16 protein-coding genes and 2 pseudogenes are annotated in these 16,110 nt (G+C 69.2%); 10 read left to right on the plus strand and 8 right to left on the minus strand.

What is annotated here, in order from left to right; genetic code table 11:
* Position 1: 1 nt before the first annotated feature.
* The gene (locus tag ACFW2E_RS01235; RefSeq protein WP_384459468.1) at positions 2-139 is read right to left on the minus strand and encodes a hypothetical protein; all 138 of its coding nucleotides are present in this window, start codon (positions 137-139) and stop codon (positions 2-4) included.
* A gap of 774 nt (positions 140-913) precedes the next feature.
* On the opposite strand from ACFW2E_RS01235, the gene ACFW2E_RS01240 reads away from it, so the two are divergent.
* The 6 genes and pseudogenes from ACFW2E_RS01240 to ACFW2E_RS01265 form a co-directional block, all read left to right on the plus strand.
* Positions 914-1,669 carry a D-Ala-D-Ala carboxypeptidase family metallohydrolase gene (locus ACFW2E_RS01240; protein WP_384459471.1) on the plus strand — a complete coding sequence of 252 codons (756 nt, stop codon included), beginning with the start codon at positions 914-916 and terminating at the stop codon, positions 1,667-1,669.
* Between the two features lie 108 nt (positions 1,670-1,777).
* Positions 1,778-3,013: a peptidoglycan-binding protein gene (locus ACFW2E_RS01245; RefSeq protein ID WP_384459474.1), complete on the plus strand. Its 1,236-nt coding sequence runs from the start codon at positions 1,778-1,780 to the stop codon at positions 3,011-3,013.
* 328 nt (positions 3,014-3,341) lie between these two features.
* The gene (locus ACFW2E_RS01250) at positions 3,342-4,328 is read left to right on the plus strand and encodes an N-acetylmuramoyl-L-alanine amidase (protein WP_384459477.1); all 987 of its coding nucleotides are present in this window, start codon (positions 3,342-3,344) and stop codon (positions 4,326-4,328) included.
* 57 nt (positions 4,329-4,385) lie between these two features.
* Positions 4,386-4,913 (plus strand): hypothetical protein, encoded by a 528-nt coding sequence (locus ACFW2E_RS01255; RefSeq protein ID WP_384459512.1) that lies wholly within the window; start codon positions 4,386-4,388, stop codon positions 4,911-4,913.
* Between the two features lie 47 nt (positions 4,914-4,960).
* Positions 4,961-5,632 carry a peptidoglycan-binding protein gene (locus ACFW2E_RS01260; RefSeq protein WP_384459480.1) on the plus strand — a complete coding sequence of 224 codons (672 nt, stop codon included), beginning with the start codon at positions 4,961-4,963 and terminating at the stop codon, positions 5,630-5,632.
* Between the two features lie 228 nt (positions 5,633-5,860).
* Positions 5,861-6,091 (plus strand): annotated as a pseudogene (locus tag ACFW2E_RS01265) (ATP-binding protein); the annotation flags it as partial.
* Positions 6,092-6,437: 346 nt separating this feature from the next.
* Here the strand turns inward: ACFW2E_RS01265 and ACFW2E_RS01270 are convergent.
* Positions 6,438-6,980, minus strand: coding sequence for an SDR family NAD(P)-dependent oxidoreductase (locus ACFW2E_RS01270; RefSeq protein WP_384459482.1), 543 nt, complete (start codon positions 6,978-6,980; stop codon positions 6,438-6,440).
* A gap of 117 nt (positions 6,981-7,097) precedes the next feature.
* Here ACFW2E_RS01270 and ACFW2E_RS01275 point away from each other — a divergent pair, with 117 nt between their 5' ends.
* Positions 7,098-7,595, plus strand: a complete 498-nt coding sequence (locus ACFW2E_RS01275) for a hypothetical protein (RefSeq protein ID WP_384459485.1) — start codon at positions 7,098-7,100, stop codon at positions 7,593-7,595.
* A 57-nt stretch (positions 7,596-7,652) separates the two neighbouring features.
* On the opposite strand, the pseudogene ACFW2E_RS01280 reads toward ACFW2E_RS01275, so the two are convergent.
* The 3 genes and pseudogenes from ACFW2E_RS01280 to ACFW2E_RS01290 form a co-directional block, all read right to left on the minus strand.
* Positions 7,653-8,904 (minus strand): annotated as a pseudogene (locus ACFW2E_RS01280) (IS256 family transposase).
* 107 nt (positions 8,905-9,011) lie between these two features.
* Positions 9,012-9,416, minus strand: a complete 405-nt coding sequence (locus ACFW2E_RS01285; RefSeq protein WP_384459488.1) for an SDR family NAD(P)-dependent oxidoreductase — start codon at positions 9,414-9,416, stop codon at positions 9,012-9,014.
* Positions 9,417-9,596: 180 nt separating this feature from the next.
* Entirely contained in the window at positions 9,597-10,712 is a 1,116-nt protein-coding gene (locus tag ACFW2E_RS01290; protein ID WP_384459515.1) for a serine hydrolase domain-containing protein, read from the minus strand.
* A 386-nt stretch (positions 10,713-11,098) separates the two neighbouring features.
* Here ACFW2E_RS01290 and ACFW2E_RS01295 point away from each other — a divergent pair, with 386 nt between their 5' ends.
* Positions 11,099-11,983, plus strand: coding sequence for a GyrI-like domain-containing protein (locus ACFW2E_RS01295; RefSeq protein WP_384459491.1), 885 nt, complete (start codon positions 11,099-11,101; stop codon positions 11,981-11,983).
* 318 nt (positions 11,984-12,301) lie between these two features.
* On the opposite strand, the gene ACFW2E_RS01300 is transcribed toward ACFW2E_RS01295, so the two are convergent.
* The gene (locus ACFW2E_RS01300; protein WP_384459494.1) at positions 12,302-13,279 is read right to left on the minus strand and encodes a Ku protein; all 978 of its coding nucleotides are present in this window, start codon (positions 13,277-13,279) and stop codon (positions 12,302-12,304) included.
* 204 nt (positions 13,280-13,483) lie between these two features.
* Here ACFW2E_RS01300 and ACFW2E_RS01305 point away from each other — a divergent pair, with 204 nt between their 5' ends.
* Positions 13,484-13,687 (plus strand): hypothetical protein, encoded by a 204-nt coding sequence (locus ACFW2E_RS01305; RefSeq protein WP_384459497.1) that lies wholly within the window; start codon positions 13,484-13,486, stop codon positions 13,685-13,687.
* A 36-nt stretch (positions 13,688-13,723) separates the two neighbouring features.
* On the opposite strand, the gene ACFW2E_RS01310 is transcribed toward ACFW2E_RS01305, so the two are convergent.
* Positions 13,724-13,897 (minus strand): hypothetical protein, encoded by a 174-nt coding sequence (locus ACFW2E_RS01310; RefSeq protein ID WP_384459500.1) that lies wholly within the window; start codon positions 13,895-13,897, stop codon positions 13,724-13,726.
* 156 nt (positions 13,898-14,053) lie between these two features.
* Here ACFW2E_RS01310 and ACFW2E_RS01315 point away from each other — a divergent pair, with 156 nt between their 5' ends.
* The gene (locus ACFW2E_RS01315) at positions 14,054-14,419 is read left to right on the plus strand and encodes a DUF4440 domain-containing protein (RefSeq protein ID WP_384459503.1); all 366 of its coding nucleotides are present in this window, start codon (positions 14,054-14,056) and stop codon (positions 14,417-14,419) included.
* A gap of 155 nt (positions 14,420-14,574) precedes the next feature.
* Here the strand turns inward: ACFW2E_RS01315 and ACFW2E_RS01320 are convergent, their stop codons facing one another.
* Positions 14,575-15,315 carry an alpha/beta fold hydrolase gene (locus tag ACFW2E_RS01320; RefSeq protein ID WP_384459506.1) on the minus strand — a complete coding sequence of 247 codons (741 nt, stop codon included), beginning with the start codon at positions 15,313-15,315 and terminating at the stop codon, positions 14,575-14,577.
* Between the last annotated feature and the right edge of the window lie 795 nt (positions 15,316-16,110).

The following is a 16,110-nucleotide window of genomic DNA, read 5'->3' on the forward strand; positions in this document are numbered from 1 at the left end:
ACTAGTCCGGCTCGCTGGCGCTCTGCGCTTCGACGCCGCCCTCAAAGAGCCATTCGAAGTCGTCCTTGGTGATCTCCTCGACCTTGCTGATCTCCTCATCGAGGATCACAGCTTCCGTGGCCACAGCAATCTTTTGCAAGATGCGAACCTTCCGCTTCGGGGACACGTTATTGGACTAGCGTCCAATTGTGTTGATCATTCAAGAGCCTTTCATGCGGCCGCAATATGGATCAAGGGACCCCTTCGCAAAGATTTTCCAATGTCTGAAATCTTGCGAAACAAAGGCTGAAATCATGTGGGTGGACAAGTCGCAGTGGCCTGGCGGCCTGTGGGGCAGGGCCTCGGCGTGGCCGCATGGTGTCCGGTTCGTGACCACGTGAGCCCAAGGAGGGTGAGCGGGCGTCGTGTGTCGCGGCGTTGCGGCGCAGGCCGGACTGGATGTACGTGACGCCGTTCAGCCGCAGGGCGCCAATCGCCCGGCTGCGTAAACGAGTTGGCGTGTGATGCTGGGTGAGGTCATGGTGGCCCGCCCGGGGCTGCGGTTCAGATGGTCGCGGTGCGGTCGGAGTCGAGGCCGGCGATGGTGCGATAGGCGTCGGTCGGCTGCTCTCGCCGATGGGTCCGGCTTCGCAGGACACAGCCCGGCGCAGCCCGACTCGTCTGCCGCTGCGCATGGGAGGCGGCGCCGGTCCGCTCGGCATCCCTCCCCCCATCCCACCCCGCCGCACCACCCCAGGTCATGGACGGTTCGGCATCCCCCTGTCCCGCTCCTCCGGTCTCCGGTGCGCCTCGCGGCAGCCGTTCCGACAATGACTCCGTCCCGCCGGTCGACCGGCAAGTGACGGGCAACGGGCATCGACCGGTCGATCGGCGAATCGATGCACCGAACGAACCGACCGATGAGGAGCGCAACGTGAGCAGATCCGTCACCCGCCGAACCGTGCTCGGACTGGGCGGCACCGCCGCAATGGCCGTCTTCGCCGCGGCGGGCGGGCTGGCCGGCGCCACCCGTGCCGCCGCCTACTCGTGGCCCGCCGGACTGCGGCGCGGAGCGTCCGGTGCCGCCGTCAGGGAGTTGCAGATCCGGGTCGCCGGCTGGGCCGCCGACTCGGCCCAGCACGCCTGCGTGGCCGTGGACGGGGCGTTCGGCCCCGGGACGGAGGCAGCGGTGCAGCGGTTCCAGAGGGCGTACGGCCTGGCGGCGGACGGCGTCGTCGGCGCCCGTACGCAGTCCGCGCTCAACGCGCTGGAGAGCGCGGACGGTTCCACCGCGCACTTCGACTGGGCGGAGTTCCAGAGCAAGGACGGGGCCGGCTTCTCCGGCGGTAACGTCGACGCGGCGACCGTGCGGGAGAACGTCCGCCGCCTGATGTACAAGCTCGAAGCGCTGCGCAAGAAGGCCGGTGACCGGGCCGTCACCATCGACTCGGGCTTTCGCAGCAAGGCCCACAACGCCTCGGTCGGAGGCCGCCCCAACTCCATGCACCTGTACGGCGTCGCCGCCGACACCGTCGTCGCCGGGCTCGCCACCCGCAGCGTCTACCGTCTGGCCGAGACGTGCGGCTTCTCCGGCCTTGAGGCCTACACCCACTCCTGGCAGCACGTGGACAGCCGGGTCGAGTACGCCTACGGCGCGCAGTCCTGGTGGTGGGAGAGCGGCACAGTGTGACCCGCGTGATCTACCAGGGGTAACACCTCGAACTGGTGGACGCACCAGGCTGGTTGCGGCACCGTGGACTCCGCTGTGATACGGCGCCGACCAGTGGAGGTACGTGGCGTGTCGGAGTTGCGGGCGGCCGGGTCCCCCTACGCGCGAGAGTTCACGGATCTGCTGCAGGCGCTCAAGAGCCGGGCGGACTGCAGTTATGAGGCACTGGCACGCCGGTCGGGGGTGAGCGGTTCCGCCTTGCAGCGCTACTGTTCGGGCGTCGGCGTGCCCAACGACTTCGACCCCATCGCCCGGTTCGGCAAGGCCTGCGGGGCCGACGCCCGGGAACTCCTGGAGCTGCACCGGCTCTGGGTACTCGTCGACGCCGGCCGAAGACGCGGGTCGCCACGGGCCGAATCGGCCCCGGGTCCCCGCTCGGCTGCGGGGCCGACTCCGATTCCGGCGCAGACGCCCGCCACCGCCGAGACCGAGTTGGCGGAGATGCCGGTCAGGTTACCCGGCGACGAGGGCGATTCGGCAGGCCCAGCAGTGAACACACATGTCCCGGCTGCCGGGTCGACGACCGGCACGGCGAGTTCCGTCGCCCTGGGATCCGGGCCGGCGCGGGTGCCGTTCCGGCTCCGACTGCGGCATCTGCGCCGATGGCCGGTCCTCGCCGGTTGCCTGCTCGTCGTCGGCGTGACGGTGGCGGGCACCGTACTGCTCACCGGCGGGCGTCCGGCCGGCGCCGACGACTCGCCGAACCGTCCGCTGCTGTCGGCCAAGTGCCGGTTCGTCGCCATGGGCCATCAGGACACCTGCGTCCGTGAGCTCCAACTCCAGCTCAAGCAGGCCGGACTCGACCTCGATGTCGACGGCGCCTTCGGCCCCTTCACACAGATGCGCGTCGTCGTCTTCCAGCTCCTCGCCGGGCTGGAGCCCAACGGAGTGGTCGACGACAGGACCAAACGCGCCCTCTACTCCGACCGTGTCAAGGTGCGTCCGTGGTCGCCCGAAAGGGTCGACCGGCGCGTCCGCGAGGTGTTCACCGAGGACGCGGACCGCGCCGGCGGCATCGCCAAGTGCGCCTCGAACCTGGACCCGCTGTACAGCCTGGGCAACACCAACGGCACGCGGAACTGGGGGGTGTTCCAGCTGTACGACGGAACCCTGCGGGAGCTGGGCGGCACGCCCCGCAAGGCGCTCGACCCCGAGTGGAACATCCAGGCCGCCCACCGTCTGTGGGCCCGTACCCACGACTTCCGCGCCTGGCCGTCGTGCGACAAGGCCTACCAGGCGGGAGCGTCGAAGTCGGGCAGGTCCAAGGGACCGAAGGAGAAGCCGGAGCGGAGCGCCACGCCCTGACCCCCGGGCCGGAGTCGCGAACCGCACCGGACGCATCCCGGCTCCGCCCCAGCCCCCAGCCCACCTGCCATCCCAGCCCACCACGTCACCGCAGGTGGAAGGGGGTGAAACAGCCCGCTGTCCCGATGTCCGGCAGATCATTGGCCGCACCGCCCGGGACTGCCATCGTCCTCTTCCGTCGCCCGCGGGCGGCATCGACGAGGCGAAAGGGCCAAGGACAGTGGGCAGTTCCCTGCATTCCGGCGGGCGGTCGTACGGGCGGACGAGCCGACGGGCGGTGTTATTGGGCGGCGCGGTCGTGCTGGGTGCGGGGATCTCAGCTACGGCCGTGCGGTACGCCGGACCCGCGGGGGCCGCGGCGGAGCCGCCGATCTCCGGCTGCGACCACTGGGGCGCCCGGCCGCCCTCCCGGCCGGTCACGGTGCACTCCGCGCGCCCGCACAAGGTGATCGTGCATCACACGGACAGCCCCAACGTCCAGGACGGCTCGCAGGCGCACGCCTTCGCGCTCGCCCGGTCGATCCAGGACTCACATCTCGGCCGGGGCTGGATCGACTCCGGCCAGCACTTCACCATCAGCCGCGGCGGACACGTCATGGAGGGCCGGCACCACAGCCTGGAGACGCTGCTGGGCGGCGCCGCAACGGTCGAGAGCGCGCACACCACGGCACAGAACACGGTCGCCATCGGCATCGAGAACGAGGGCACGTACGACACCGTCCAGCCGCCCTCGGCGCTGTACGCGTCCCTCGTGGATCTGTGCGCCACCATCTGCACCCGGTACGGCCTGCGGGCGTACCAGATCTACGGGCACCGGGACTTCAACGACACCGACTGCCCGGGCGACCTGCTGTACGCCCGCCTGCCGCGCCTGCGGGCCGACGTCGCCGCCCGCATCGGCGGCAGCGCGGTGGCCCCCGTCTGGCCCACGCTGACCGTGGGCGCCACCGGGGAGCGCGTGCGCAGCCTCCAGTACCTGCTTCGTCAGCACGGTTCCGCCCTCCCCGTCAACGGGACCTACGGCAGCGTCACCGCGAACGCCGTCCGGGCCTTCCAGGGCGCCGTCAAGGCCGGGCTGGACGGAGTCGCCGGACCACAGACCTGGAACCAGCTCGTCGCGCCGCTCGCCACGGGCAGTTCCGGAGAGGCCGTCCGCGCCGTGCAGAGCCAACTGGCCGCGCGCGGCGCCGGGCTGCGGGTCGACGGTGCCTTCGGGCCCGCGACCCGGTCGGCGGTGGCCGCCTTCCAGGCCGGCGCGTCCCTGCCGGCCGACGGCGTCGTGGACGCCCGTACCTGGGGCGCGCTCGTCGCCTGAGGACGCCTGCGCCCGACTCATCATCAACCAGCCAAGGAGAATAAGCACTTGAACACGATGACCAAGCTGGGCGCCGCCCTGGGCGGCACGGTGCTCGCGACCGCACTCACGGCCACCGGCGGCTCCGCCTGGGCGGCACCCGGCGCGCCGACGGCCGCCGCCTCCCCGACCGCAGTGACCAAGCTCGGCCAGGCGGACGCCGCGAACCGTCTCCGGGGCGCGGGAATCACCTGGTCGTCCAGCGGCAACTGCACCAACCGCAACAACGCCCACTGCACGTCCTTCGAGCAGATCAACCTCTCGACGGTGCAGGGTGCCATCACGCTGAAGAACGCCAGCCGCTGTGCGCTCAACATCACCGGAGGCACGGAGACCGGGCACGCCTCCGGCACGTACAGCCATTGGAACGGCTACAAGCTCGACTTCAACCCGAACACCTGCCTGAGCAACTACATCACCGGCAACTTCACCTACATCGGCAGGCGGGCGGGTGACGGCGCCCCGCAGTACCGGGCCGGCTCCGGAAACATCTACGCCCGCGAGAGCACCCACTGGGACGTCCTCTTCTACACCTGCGGCTGTTGAACGCCCGCGCTCGTCACCTCCCACCCCAACGACCAAGGAATTCCCGCATGTTCGGCAACCGCAGTACTTCCGGCCACCGCGTGGCCCCCCGTCCCCGCACGACCGTGCGCCGTGCGGCCACGAGTTCGGCAGCCGTCTGCGTGCTGGCCGCGGCGGGCGTCGCGGCGCTGCCCGCGGCGCAGGCCTCCGCGGCGACGTCGGCGTTGTGCTCGACCACGCTCAGCCAGGGCGCGAGCGGGTCGTGCGTGTCCGCGCTGCAGACCAGACTCGACCAGCTCGGCGCCCACCTCACGGTGGACGGCTCCTTCGGTCCGGCCACCCGCAACGCCGTCGAGGCGTTCCAGGGCCGTGCCGACCTGGCCGTGGACGGCGTCGTGGGCCCGGCCACCCAAAGCCGTCTCAGCAATCCGGGATCGGTGAACCTGAACACCCGGTCCGCCGCCCAGATCGAGGCGATGATCCGCCAGACGTTTCCCGACAACCTGGAAGCCAAGGCGATCCGCGTCGCCCGCTGCGAGTCCGGCCTCAACGAGATAGCCGTCGGCCGCAACAACAACGGCTCGCGTGACTTCGGCGTGTTCCAGTTCAACAACGGCGGGACGCTGGAGTCTTACCTCGGCACCACGTCGCGTGCCCTGGACGCCCCGCAGAACATCGCCGCCGCCTACCGTCTCTACCAGGCCCGCGGCTGGCAGCCCTGGACCTGCCGCAACGCCTGATCCCTCCCCGAGCGGCCGTGGCCTCGTCCACGTTCGGGCCCCCCTCCCCGGACGACCCACGGCCGTGGTCCGCGCCGCGTCGTCGGGCCTCGTGCCATGTCCCCCTCTGTGGGGTGCGGATCACCCGTGGCCGGGCTCAGGACGGCTGCGTCGCCGTCACCGCCGTCGCCGTGTTGTCGCACTCCGCGGAGACCCCGTCGTCCAGGGCGACTCGGTGTGCCCGGCGCCCACCGGGCGGCCGCCACCGGCGCGCCCGACGAGGACGCCGTCCCGGCCTCATACGACACCCAGCTCCGCGACGCCGTCCGCACCAAGCCCGACCTGGCTCGCCTCGCCACCAATCCGCTTATGTGCGGCCTGATCTGCGCCCTGCACCGCGACCGGCGCGGGTACCTCCCGTACGGCCGAAAGGAGTTGTACGACTCCGCCCTCTCGAGGCGTTCGCGAAGACCCACGGGACGAGGTGGCCCAAGGCCGTCGCGAAGATCACCGAGGATGCGGAAGGAGTTGCCGGCGTTCTACGAATTCCCCTCCGCGCACTGGATCCACCTGCGGACCACGAACCCCGTCGAGTCCACGTTCTCCACGGTCAAGCTGCGGACCGAGGTCACCCGCGGGGCCGGCAGCCCGGCCGCAGCCCTGGCGATAATGGTCAAGCTGGTCGAATCCGCCCAGGACCACCGGCGCGCGATCACGGCGCCCACCTCGTGCCCCTGGTCCGCGCACGGGCACGGTTCGAGAACGGCGTTCTGGTCGAGCGCCAGGAGCAGGCCGCATGACAAGTCTTGACGATTGCTCGCTGGAGTCAGTCGATAACGGATCCGCAGCTGAGGTTGACCACAGTCCCCGTGATCGCTCCAGCCCGGTCCGATGCCATGAACGCGGCCGTCTCAGCGACTTCGGCGAGCTTCGGCAGCCGACGCAGTGCCGTGCCACGCTCCATATAGGCCTTGACCGTCGAGCTGCCCTCGGGATCGGGCTCGGCGTCCTCGATCATGCCCCAGGACACCCATGCCTCCGGAATCCCATCCGGACGAAGGCAGACCACGCGCACGCCTCGGGGTCCCACCTCGCCCGCCAGATGCCGTGACAGCAACTCGACTGCGCCACAGGCCACTCCGAAGCCTGCGGTCGCATGAAAGCCCTGGTCGCGTCCGGACAGATGGGACGCGGTCGTCGAGAAGGTCACGATCACGCCCGATCCCTTCTCGGCCATGTGCCGGGCGGCGGTCGTCGCGGTGAGGAAGTTCGCGGTTGCCGCGGGAGTAATAGTCAAATCCTGTGGATCAGCTGAGTCGGGTGCTGCGCGGCTGGGCAACTGGTGAGATACGAAAACCGATCCGTTCACAGGCGGCAACGGGCTCGGTGTGAACCTCGACGGTCAGGGTCGCGATCATGGTGCTGGCCGCCCTCGATGAGCATAATCGTGGGCGGGCTGCGTCCGCATCCTGGCTACTCTGTGCGGATGCGTTCGATCGACTTTCGACTGGCTCCCTATCCGGCTGTCTGGCTTGAGGGCGGCACCACACAGGTTGTAGACATCTTGGTGGATAATGTCCGACTCGTGGAGCTGGTGCGGATGGCTGAACTGCCGTATGCGCAGGCCGAGCAGATAGAAAGAGCTGAAGAGTTCTATCCCGACACCTTTCCGCTGCTCGCTGGTGACTACATGCCCTTGGCGCCGGTCTTCGGCTGGCCCAGTCGGCATTTCCTTGGTGAACCGAGGGTCCTGCCCTGGGGCGGTGAGGAGGGCGAGACCATGCTGTTGGGGTGCACCTGCGGAATCGAGGAGTGTTGGGCGCTGATGGCCAGAGTCACCGTGACACCCGAAACGGTAACCTGGTCAGAATTTCGAAATAATTGCCGTGACTGGGATCTGAGCGCCATTGGGAGCTTCGCCTTCTCGCGTCGGCAGTATGAGGACTCCCTCCGAAAAGGAGCGACCCAGGCTGACGGGCATTAACTTCAACGGCGAGGATCGCCGAGATCTGGTGACACAACGAGCCACTCAAGCTGCCCCTTATGACGCAAGGCTTTCCGGGCGTTCGATGAGGTGTCCGCGTTCGAAGCGCGCGGCGCGGACGAGGGCGCCGAGGTGCGGTGCGTTCACGGCCCGCCACCGCTGCTGGGCGGACTCAACGAGTTTGAAGACCATGGCCAGCGCGGCGGCGGCGCTGCCGGCACCTCGGGTGACCTTGGTCCGCAGGCGAACACTGGCGAAGGTCGACTCAATCGGGTTCGTCGTGCGCAGGTGGATCCAGTGCTCAGCGGGGAAGTCGTAGAACGCCAGCAGATCATCGACGTCGTCGGTGATCTTCTTGACGGCTTTGGGGAACTTTGCACCGTAGGCCGCGGCGAACGCGGCCACGGCCTTGAGTGCGTGGTCGTGGTCCTCGGCGTTGTAGATCTCCTGTAAGGCCTTCTTGGCTCCGGGTTGGGCGGACTTCGGCAGGGCGTTCGCAACATTGGCGATTTTGTGAACCCAGCACCTTTGATGCCGGGTCTCGGGGAACACTTCGACCAGGGCCTTCCAAAAAGCCCAGAGCGCCGTCGCCGACCGCCAGGACGGGGGCGCGCATGCCCCGGCGTGCACAGTCCCGCATCAAGTCGGCCCACGAATCGGCGGATTCGCGGTAGCCATCGCTCATGGCTATCAACTCTTTGGTGCCGTCCGCGCGCACGCCCATCAGCACGAGGACGCACGACTTCGCCTCCCTCAGCCGTATGCGCAGGTGGATGCCGTCGGCCCACACGTATACGTAGTCGCTGCCGGACAGATCACGCTGGCCGAACGCTTGGTGGTCGGCCTGCCACTGCTGGGTGAGCCGGGTGATCGTCGCCGACGACAGGCCAGCCTTCGAGCCCAGGAACTGCTCCAGCGCAGGCACGAAGTCCCCGGAGGACAGACCGTGCAGGTAGAGCAGCGGCAGCACCTCGCTGATCTTCGGCGACTTGCGGCACCACGGCGGCAGAATCGACGAGGAGAACCGCTGGCGTTCACCCGTCGCCTCATCGACGCGCTTATCGTTCACCCGCGGGGCCTTCACTTCGACCACCCCGGCCGCAGTAGTGACCTGCCGCGGCTGGTGGTAGCCGTTGCGGACCACCAGGCGGCGCCCGTTCCCGTCGCGCTGATCGGCCAACTCGGCTATGTAGGCGTTGACTTCGGCCTCCAGGGCGGCGGCCAGCATCCGCCGCGCACCCTCCCGGACGATGTCGTCGATCAGAGAGCCAGTCTCGGTCGATTCACCGGCATTCACTACGCTCAGCACAGGCGCACCTTCCCGACCCGCGCTGCTACGCGGGCCTACTCGATGACCAAGGGGCGATCACTCGGGAAGGTACGCCCCTCGCGTCCAGCCCGAGACCGATCCACAGGTCATGAGCATTGCTCTTGCCGCGCGGTGTTGATCGGCGTGAGGAAGTCCTCCAAGGACAGACCGATCAGTGGCGTTCCCTGCAGGTCTCCGCGGATGCTGACGGCATTGACAGAGATGTCGATTCCGCCGGCCGTGCCAACGACCTCGGCGGCGTGCAGCTCGACAGCATCCCGGTCAAGTGCGTCGACCTGGGCGACTTCCGCCCGACCTCCGGCAGCCGTGATCTCCTTCGCCAGCTCCTCGAGCCCTGCGAGCCTGCGACCGGTCAGGAAGACCCGAGCTCCCTCGCGGGCGAAGACCCTGGCGACCGCTTGACCGACCGCACCACCGGCCCCATAGATGACGGCAATCTTGTTCTCCAGCAGCACGTCCAGGCCTCCAGGCTCGTAGTCGGTCGCGATCACACTCGTGAGCGCACCTTACGAGCAGGCACTGACACGGGAGCCGGACGAAGCGCGCACCTACGATCCACAGGTCTTGACGATTGCTCCTGTCCAAGAGCGCGGCCGGCAGCGGTCCCGCTCCTCTGCGGAACTGAGCGCGAGGGGCAGCCTGTGCAGGCTCAGACCGCCCCCGCTGCGCTGTCAGTGCAGTCCGCTGTACGCGGCCATCACGATCTCCATGCCGCGGTTGTCCTCCTGCCGGTCCCGGTCGATCATCTGGTTCATGACGTAGGCCACCGTCATGCGCGAGCCGGGATCACTCGCGACCAGCGAGCCGCCCCAGCCGCCCCAGCCGAAGGTGTTGCCGAACTTACCGAAGCCCGCCGTCCAGGACATCGGCGTCCCCAGAACGCGGTCCTCACCGCTGAACACCTCCCGCCACGCGGGCTCGCACCCCTGAGGGGAAAGCAGCCGCACACCGCCGGCCGTGCCCTGGTTCGCCAGTACCGACTGGACAAGCGCGACAGAACGAGCGTTGCCGAAGCCGTTCACCGCAGGGATCTGCGCACGGCGCCAGGCCAAGGAGTTTGCGTCCCTGACCCGTATGGTGGCACCGGTGTTCTCCCGGCGTGCGCCGCCCGGTCCTGGCGGCGCGCTGGCGGCGTACTCGTCGGTCAATGACGGCGGCGGGATGAGCGGTGCGACGCGGTGGTCATGCTCCGCAGAGAGTCCGATGTGGAAGTCCGCGCCCAGCGGCTCGGCCACCTCCTCTGCGAAGAACTCGCCGAGACCGCGGCCGGTGATGCGGCGGACGATCTCACCGACGAGGAACCCGAAGGTGAGCGCGTGATAACCGGCGGCCGTTCCCGGTTCCCATTCGGGCGCCTGCGCGGCCAGCCCTGCCGTCACGCTCACCCAGTCGTAGAGCTCCTCGACCGCCCTCAGCCCGGGCAGATCCGGCAGCCCCGCGGTGTGCGACAGCACGTGCCGTACCAGCACGCTCTCCTTGCCTGCCGCGGCGAACTCAGGCCAATAGGCGGCGACCGGCGTGGACAGATCGAGCCGGCCTCGGTCGGCCAGGATCAGCGCACACAGGGCGGTCATGTTCTTGGTCGTCGAGTTCACGCCGGTGAGGGTGTCGCGCTCCCAGCTGACGGAACGGTCCGCATCGGCGTACCCGCCCCAGATGTCGACCACCGGCTCGCCATCGATGTAGACGGCCGCCGAGGCGCCCACGTCGTCCTTGCCGAGCGAAACCGCAAGTGCCTCACGGACTGCGGCAAACCGCGGCTCGCAAAATCCCTTAATGTCAGTCATGGGCGTAAGCCTCAGGTAGCGCCAGGGCTTCCTGCCCAACACTTCCCGCACTGGTTTTGTCGGGCCGGACGCGATCAAATTTTCTAATCCGGCAAGGTGGCCCGACGGCCACGCGGTCGGCCGACGGCCCGGCCGGGCGTCCCGGAGACTGGCCGTATCGGTAGCTGTCCCCACGGGGAACACCCCGGGATCACTCGTCGAGCATGTGCGTCACGACAGCCCGGCCGGCGCCCGAGACCGCAGCGCCGACGACCGCCGGGGCGCCGCGCGCGGTGAGCGGCTCCGGCTTGGGCCCGGGTGCCGGCCGCTGCGGCTCCCGCGGCTGCGGCTGGTTGGCAGGATGGGCGTTCCTACAGCGGAGGCACAGGAAGGAAGGACGGATACGCGTGCTGGAGCGGCTGAATCAGGCGCTGGACCACCTGGAGGCCTGCCTCGACCGGGAGGTCGACATGGCCGAGGTGGCCCGGATCGCCGCGGTGTCGGAGTACCACTTCCGGCGGCTGTTCTCCACGCTCGCCGGGATGCCGCTCCCGGTCTACGTACGGCGCCGGCGGATGACGCTCGCCGGGGCCGAGGTACTGGCCGGGGAGCTGACGCTGCTCGATGTCGCGGTGCGGTACGGGTACGGCTCTGGCGAGGCGTTCGCCCGGGCATTCCGGTCGGTGCACGGCATCGGGCCGGGCGAGGCCCGTCGCACGGGCGCGGTGCTCACGGCACAGCCGCGCATGTCCTTCCGTGTCGTCGTGGAAGGGAGCACGACCATGCGGTACCGGATCGTGGAGAAGGAGTCGTTTCGGATCGTCGGCAGGAAAGCCCGGGTCCCGCTCGTGCACGAGGGGGTCAACGCGGCCGCCGCGGCGCACGTGGAGAGCCTCGACGAGCAGGCGATCGTACGGATGAAGGAGTTGCCGGCCGACCGGGAGCCGCAGGGGATCCTGTCGGCGGCGGTGTACCTGACCGACAGCCGGGAGGAGGGCACGGAGGTGGACTACTGGATCGGCGTGGCGACCGGTCCCGAGGCGGCCGCCGAGGAGCTCGACGCCCTCGACGTACCGGCCGGGACCTGGGCGGTCTTCGACAACCGAGGGCCCTATCCGAGCGCCCTCCAGGGACTGTGGCGAGACGTGTTCACGCAGTGGTTCCCCTCGAACCCGTACGCGAGCCGGCCAGGTCCGGAGCTCCTGCGGACGCAGCCGGTGGAGATCGGCGCGGAGACCGACTCCCAGCTGTGGATCCCGGTCGAGCGGGGCAGCGGGAGCGCCGGGGCCTGAACACCGGTACCTGGACGTCGCCCTCCGCACGGAAGCCTCCTCCGGCCAAATGAGCTGCTGAATACAGCCCACCCCTACGAGTGAGCCGCCGTCTCCGACCTACGAACACATGAAGAATCGAGGAACCGTCGCGACTCCAGCTGCTCCACTTCGCCCGCCGCGTCGTGGCCCGGCAGGCAGCCGCGGGCAGGCGCAGGCAGGCGCGGCAGCTCGCTTCCACGAAATGCCCGGCCGACGCCAGCACCTCCCGGCGTCGGCCGGTCTCATGCGAGCGCAACGCTCCCACGCGGTTTTGCCGAAACAGGAGGTCACACCTGGCTAGGCGCTGCGGGGCCGGTGCGGCGTTGTCTTCTTGGCTGCTGTCTTCCCCGTCGCGGTCTTCTTGGCCGCCGCGGTCTTCGTCGCGGTCTTCTTCGCCGTCTTCTTGCCGGCCGCCGGCTTCTCAGCCGCTGACTTCTTGGCCGTCGGCTTCTTCTGCGGCATCTCGTGGACCTCGGCCTCGGACTCCTCACCGCGGGACGCCCTGGCTTGTGCCACGGACTCCTGCAGTGCGGCCATCAGGTCCAGTACCTGGCCCGGCTCCCCACTCGGCTCGGGCACTTGTGGCGGCGCGTGGTGCTCCCGCTTCGCCTCTATGACCGCTTCCAGCGCCTGCGTGTAGTGGTCGACGAAATCCTCGCCCTCCATGCGGTCCGTGGACAGTCCCTCGATCAGGTTCAGCGCCTCGTCGATCTCCTGCTGCGCCACCTCGCCGGTGGGCAGGGACAGCCCGGCCGGCGAGCGGACCTCGTCCGGCCAGCGCATCGCGTGCAACACCAGCACCGGGCCCCGGACCCGGAGCAGGCCCAGGCGCTCCCTGCCGCTCCACGCGAACTTCGCCACCGCCACCCGCGCCGACCGCTCCAACGCCCTGCGCAGCAGCTCATAGGGCTTCACCGCGACCTGCCCGTCCGGCTGAAGGTAGTAGCCGTCGCCGATCCGGAGCGCGTCGATCGACTCCCACGGCACGAACCCCAAGATCTCGATCGCCTTCGCCGTCGGCAGTGGAAGATTCCGCAGCTCCTCCTCCGAAACCGGGATGACCTGCGTCTTCGTAAGCTCGTAGCCCTTGCCGATCTCGTCCTGACGGACTTCACGGTCCTCCAGCTCGCAGAACTTCCGCACCCGCACCCGGCCCATGTCCTCGCGGTGGTACTGGTGAAAGCGAACACTGTGGTCCTCGGTCGCGGACACCACATGGATGGGAACGGTCACAAGACCGAAGCTGATCGCACCGTTCCAAATCGTCCGGGGCATGGCAGACCTCCGCAGGACACCCCGAGCAAGGCCCAGCCTAGGAGCTGGCTCCACGCCGGGCACCTGCCCGCCGCTCACGGCCGAGACGGAAGCACGCCGAACGTGTCGGCTCTGAAGTCCGCCACACTTATCGAACATACGTTCAATATGGCCGTATCCTGTCACCTGGGCGGCTAGAAATCGCCACCCAGAACAGGACTCACCATGCCAAAAACTCCCGCACCGCCGCTTGCAGAGCCGGACCCGTCCGCGCTGACCTGCCCCGGCGACCTGGTCGGCCCGTGCGCCGCGTGCCAGAGGAAGACACACAAGTACGGCCGCGGCGGCAGCCCTCTGTGCCAGTGGTGCATGACGGCCGCCATGGAACGCTGGGGCACCACCGTCCGCTACACCAGCACCCGAACATAGGCCCTGCGGCATACCCTGCACAACTCCCGCCGAGCCTCACCGGACGGCCACCTGAACACCGGGCACCCACCCGGCGGCCTCAGGCGCCTCCAGCGCCTTCAGCCGTGGCCAAGTGAACACCCAGACGTCGAGGTTCGGCCCATCGATGCCGCACGCACGAAGGAACGCCACCACCCGGTCATAGTCCGGCAGCGGCGCGCAGCGGAGCATGTCGCTGACGCTGCTGCGCCGCAGGAGCCTCTGGCTCCGCTTCTCCGGCTCCCGTGAGGAGGGCGAACCGCCCCTGGCCTCGTTCACGTTCGGCGGCAGCACTTGTGCGTGATCAATTCGCTGTGCCTCGGCAGGCCGCGTCCGTAGGGTTCCTGCATGACGGAGGAGAGTGAGCGGGCCGTGCAGGCGGCCATCGATGGGGAGATGCGGCTTCTTGATCCCGAGGTACGCGCTTCCCCGGCCCGTGTCCTGGAGCTTCTGGATCCGGAGTTCACCGAGATCGGGGCTTCTGGACGGCGGTGGGATGTGGAGTCGATCCTCACGGTGACCAGTGGCGGCTCGGTGTCCCCGGAGTCTCCGGTCAAGGTCAGCGAGATGTCCGGAGTCGTCCTTGCTCCGGGTGTCGTTCACCTGACGTACTTCGCCGACAACCAGGGCCGTCGGGCATGGCGGAGCTCTTTGTGGCGTCTGACGGAGACGGGCTGGCGGATGTACTTCCACCAGGGCACTTTGACAGGTTGAGCGGGTGGGACCGCCGCCCGCAGGAGCGGCGGTCGCCCAGCCGGCCGGGGCGGCTTCAGCTGGCCGTGGCTGGCGCTTCGGCTCGCACCCCGATGCTCCCGCGGCAAGTACCCCGGTGCCGTCATGACGCTCATCAGCCCCCAGCCGGCGGACGGTCAGCCTTCGTACAGGCCGAGACCCTCGCCGGCCGCCGCGCGCACCAGGACGTCGGCCAGCTCCACCGGGGTGGAGAGCATCGGGTAGTGGCCGGTGGCCAGTTCGAAGAAGGTGACTCCGGGCTCGGCGAGCTTGGCGAACCGCGGCAGGCCTGTGCGGTGCAGCGTGCGGGCGAACTCCAGGCTGAGGCCGTTCGCGAGGCAGAACACCCCGGTGGTCGGGAGCTTGAGCCAGGCGCCGGTCAGCTCGATCGGCTCGGTGACGGTCCGGACCGGCTGCGGGGTGGCCAGGCGGTGGTAGCGCTCCAGCTCCGCCGACGGGACGGCGTGCACCGCCGGGATCTCCTCGGGCACCGGGATGACGCCGCCGAGGGCGCGGTCCAGCAGGCCGAGCTGCGGCATCTGCGCCACCACCGACTCACCCGACTCCGGGAAGCCGGTGTCCACGAACACCACCCGGGCGACCTGTCCGGGGCGCCGGTCGGCCGCCGCGAGGGCGGGGAAGATGCCGTAGCTGTGCGCCACCAGCACAATCCCCGGGCCCTCCGCGTCGAGCAGCGCCGCCACGGCGTCGGTGTGCTCGCCCAGTCCGACGCCGGCAGGCTCCTCCCCCGCCCGTTCGGCCATGCCGGGCAACGTGACCGGAAGCGCCCGGTGCCCTTGTGCGGTCAGCTCGGCGGCCACCGCCTCCCAGGCCCAGCCACCCATGAAAAGCCCCGGGACCAGCAGAAACGTCGTCATGACAGACCTCTTTCGAAGTATCGCCTGGGCGGTCGGTCAGGACGGTAGGACCTCCCCCCGGGGGAGATTCCAGCCGTCATTGTGCGCTCCGACACCCCCAGCGCATCCGCCGCTCCCCGGACATGACCGGTCGTCAACTCACCACACCCCCGCGGAGCGAGCAGTAGGCGCACCGCAGGCCCCCTCAGCGCGGTACGCGACGCCGCAGTACTTCGTGAACAACCGCACTGGCCGCACCACCCTGGAGCGCATCGCCCGCTTCACCACCGCGCCCGGCATCACCCAGCTGCCCGCCATCCTCACCTCCGCGCTCCGCGGCTGAACCCACAACGGCCTCCTGATGAACCCGTGTGCCGCTGGCGCGGCGAACCCGAATCGCGGCCCCATGCGGAAGACGAGGCCTTCCGCTTCGGCGTGGGCGTGCCGGCGGGCCCGTATCCGGGGCCGCTGCGCAACCACCGGTCCTATCCCTATGGCACCGTCGAGAAGGCCCGGCCGTCCACGATCCCGGGAAGCTACGCGTGGACCTCGCGCCGGCGGTCGCGCTCGTCGATGGCCCGTTCCAGCGCGGGAAAGTACTCCAGCAGTTGAGCCCGAGCATCCAGGGAGAACAAGGAGGCTCTCTGACCTGGGGGGACGCGACACCATCAGATGGTCGCGCTCCGCTAGACCGATCGCTTGATCGTTCGGCGCGTCTGCCGCGAGGCTGCCCCGCGCGGCGAAAAGCTGCCAAAGGGTGTCCGAAAACGGGACTTCCCCGTTCATTCGCGCGCTTCTCTGAGGAGTAATCAAGGA

The organism is Streptomyces sp. NPDC058964, from assembly GCF_042741275.1.
GTDB lineage: Bacteria > Actinomycetota > Actinomycetes > Streptomycetales > Streptomycetaceae > Streptomyces.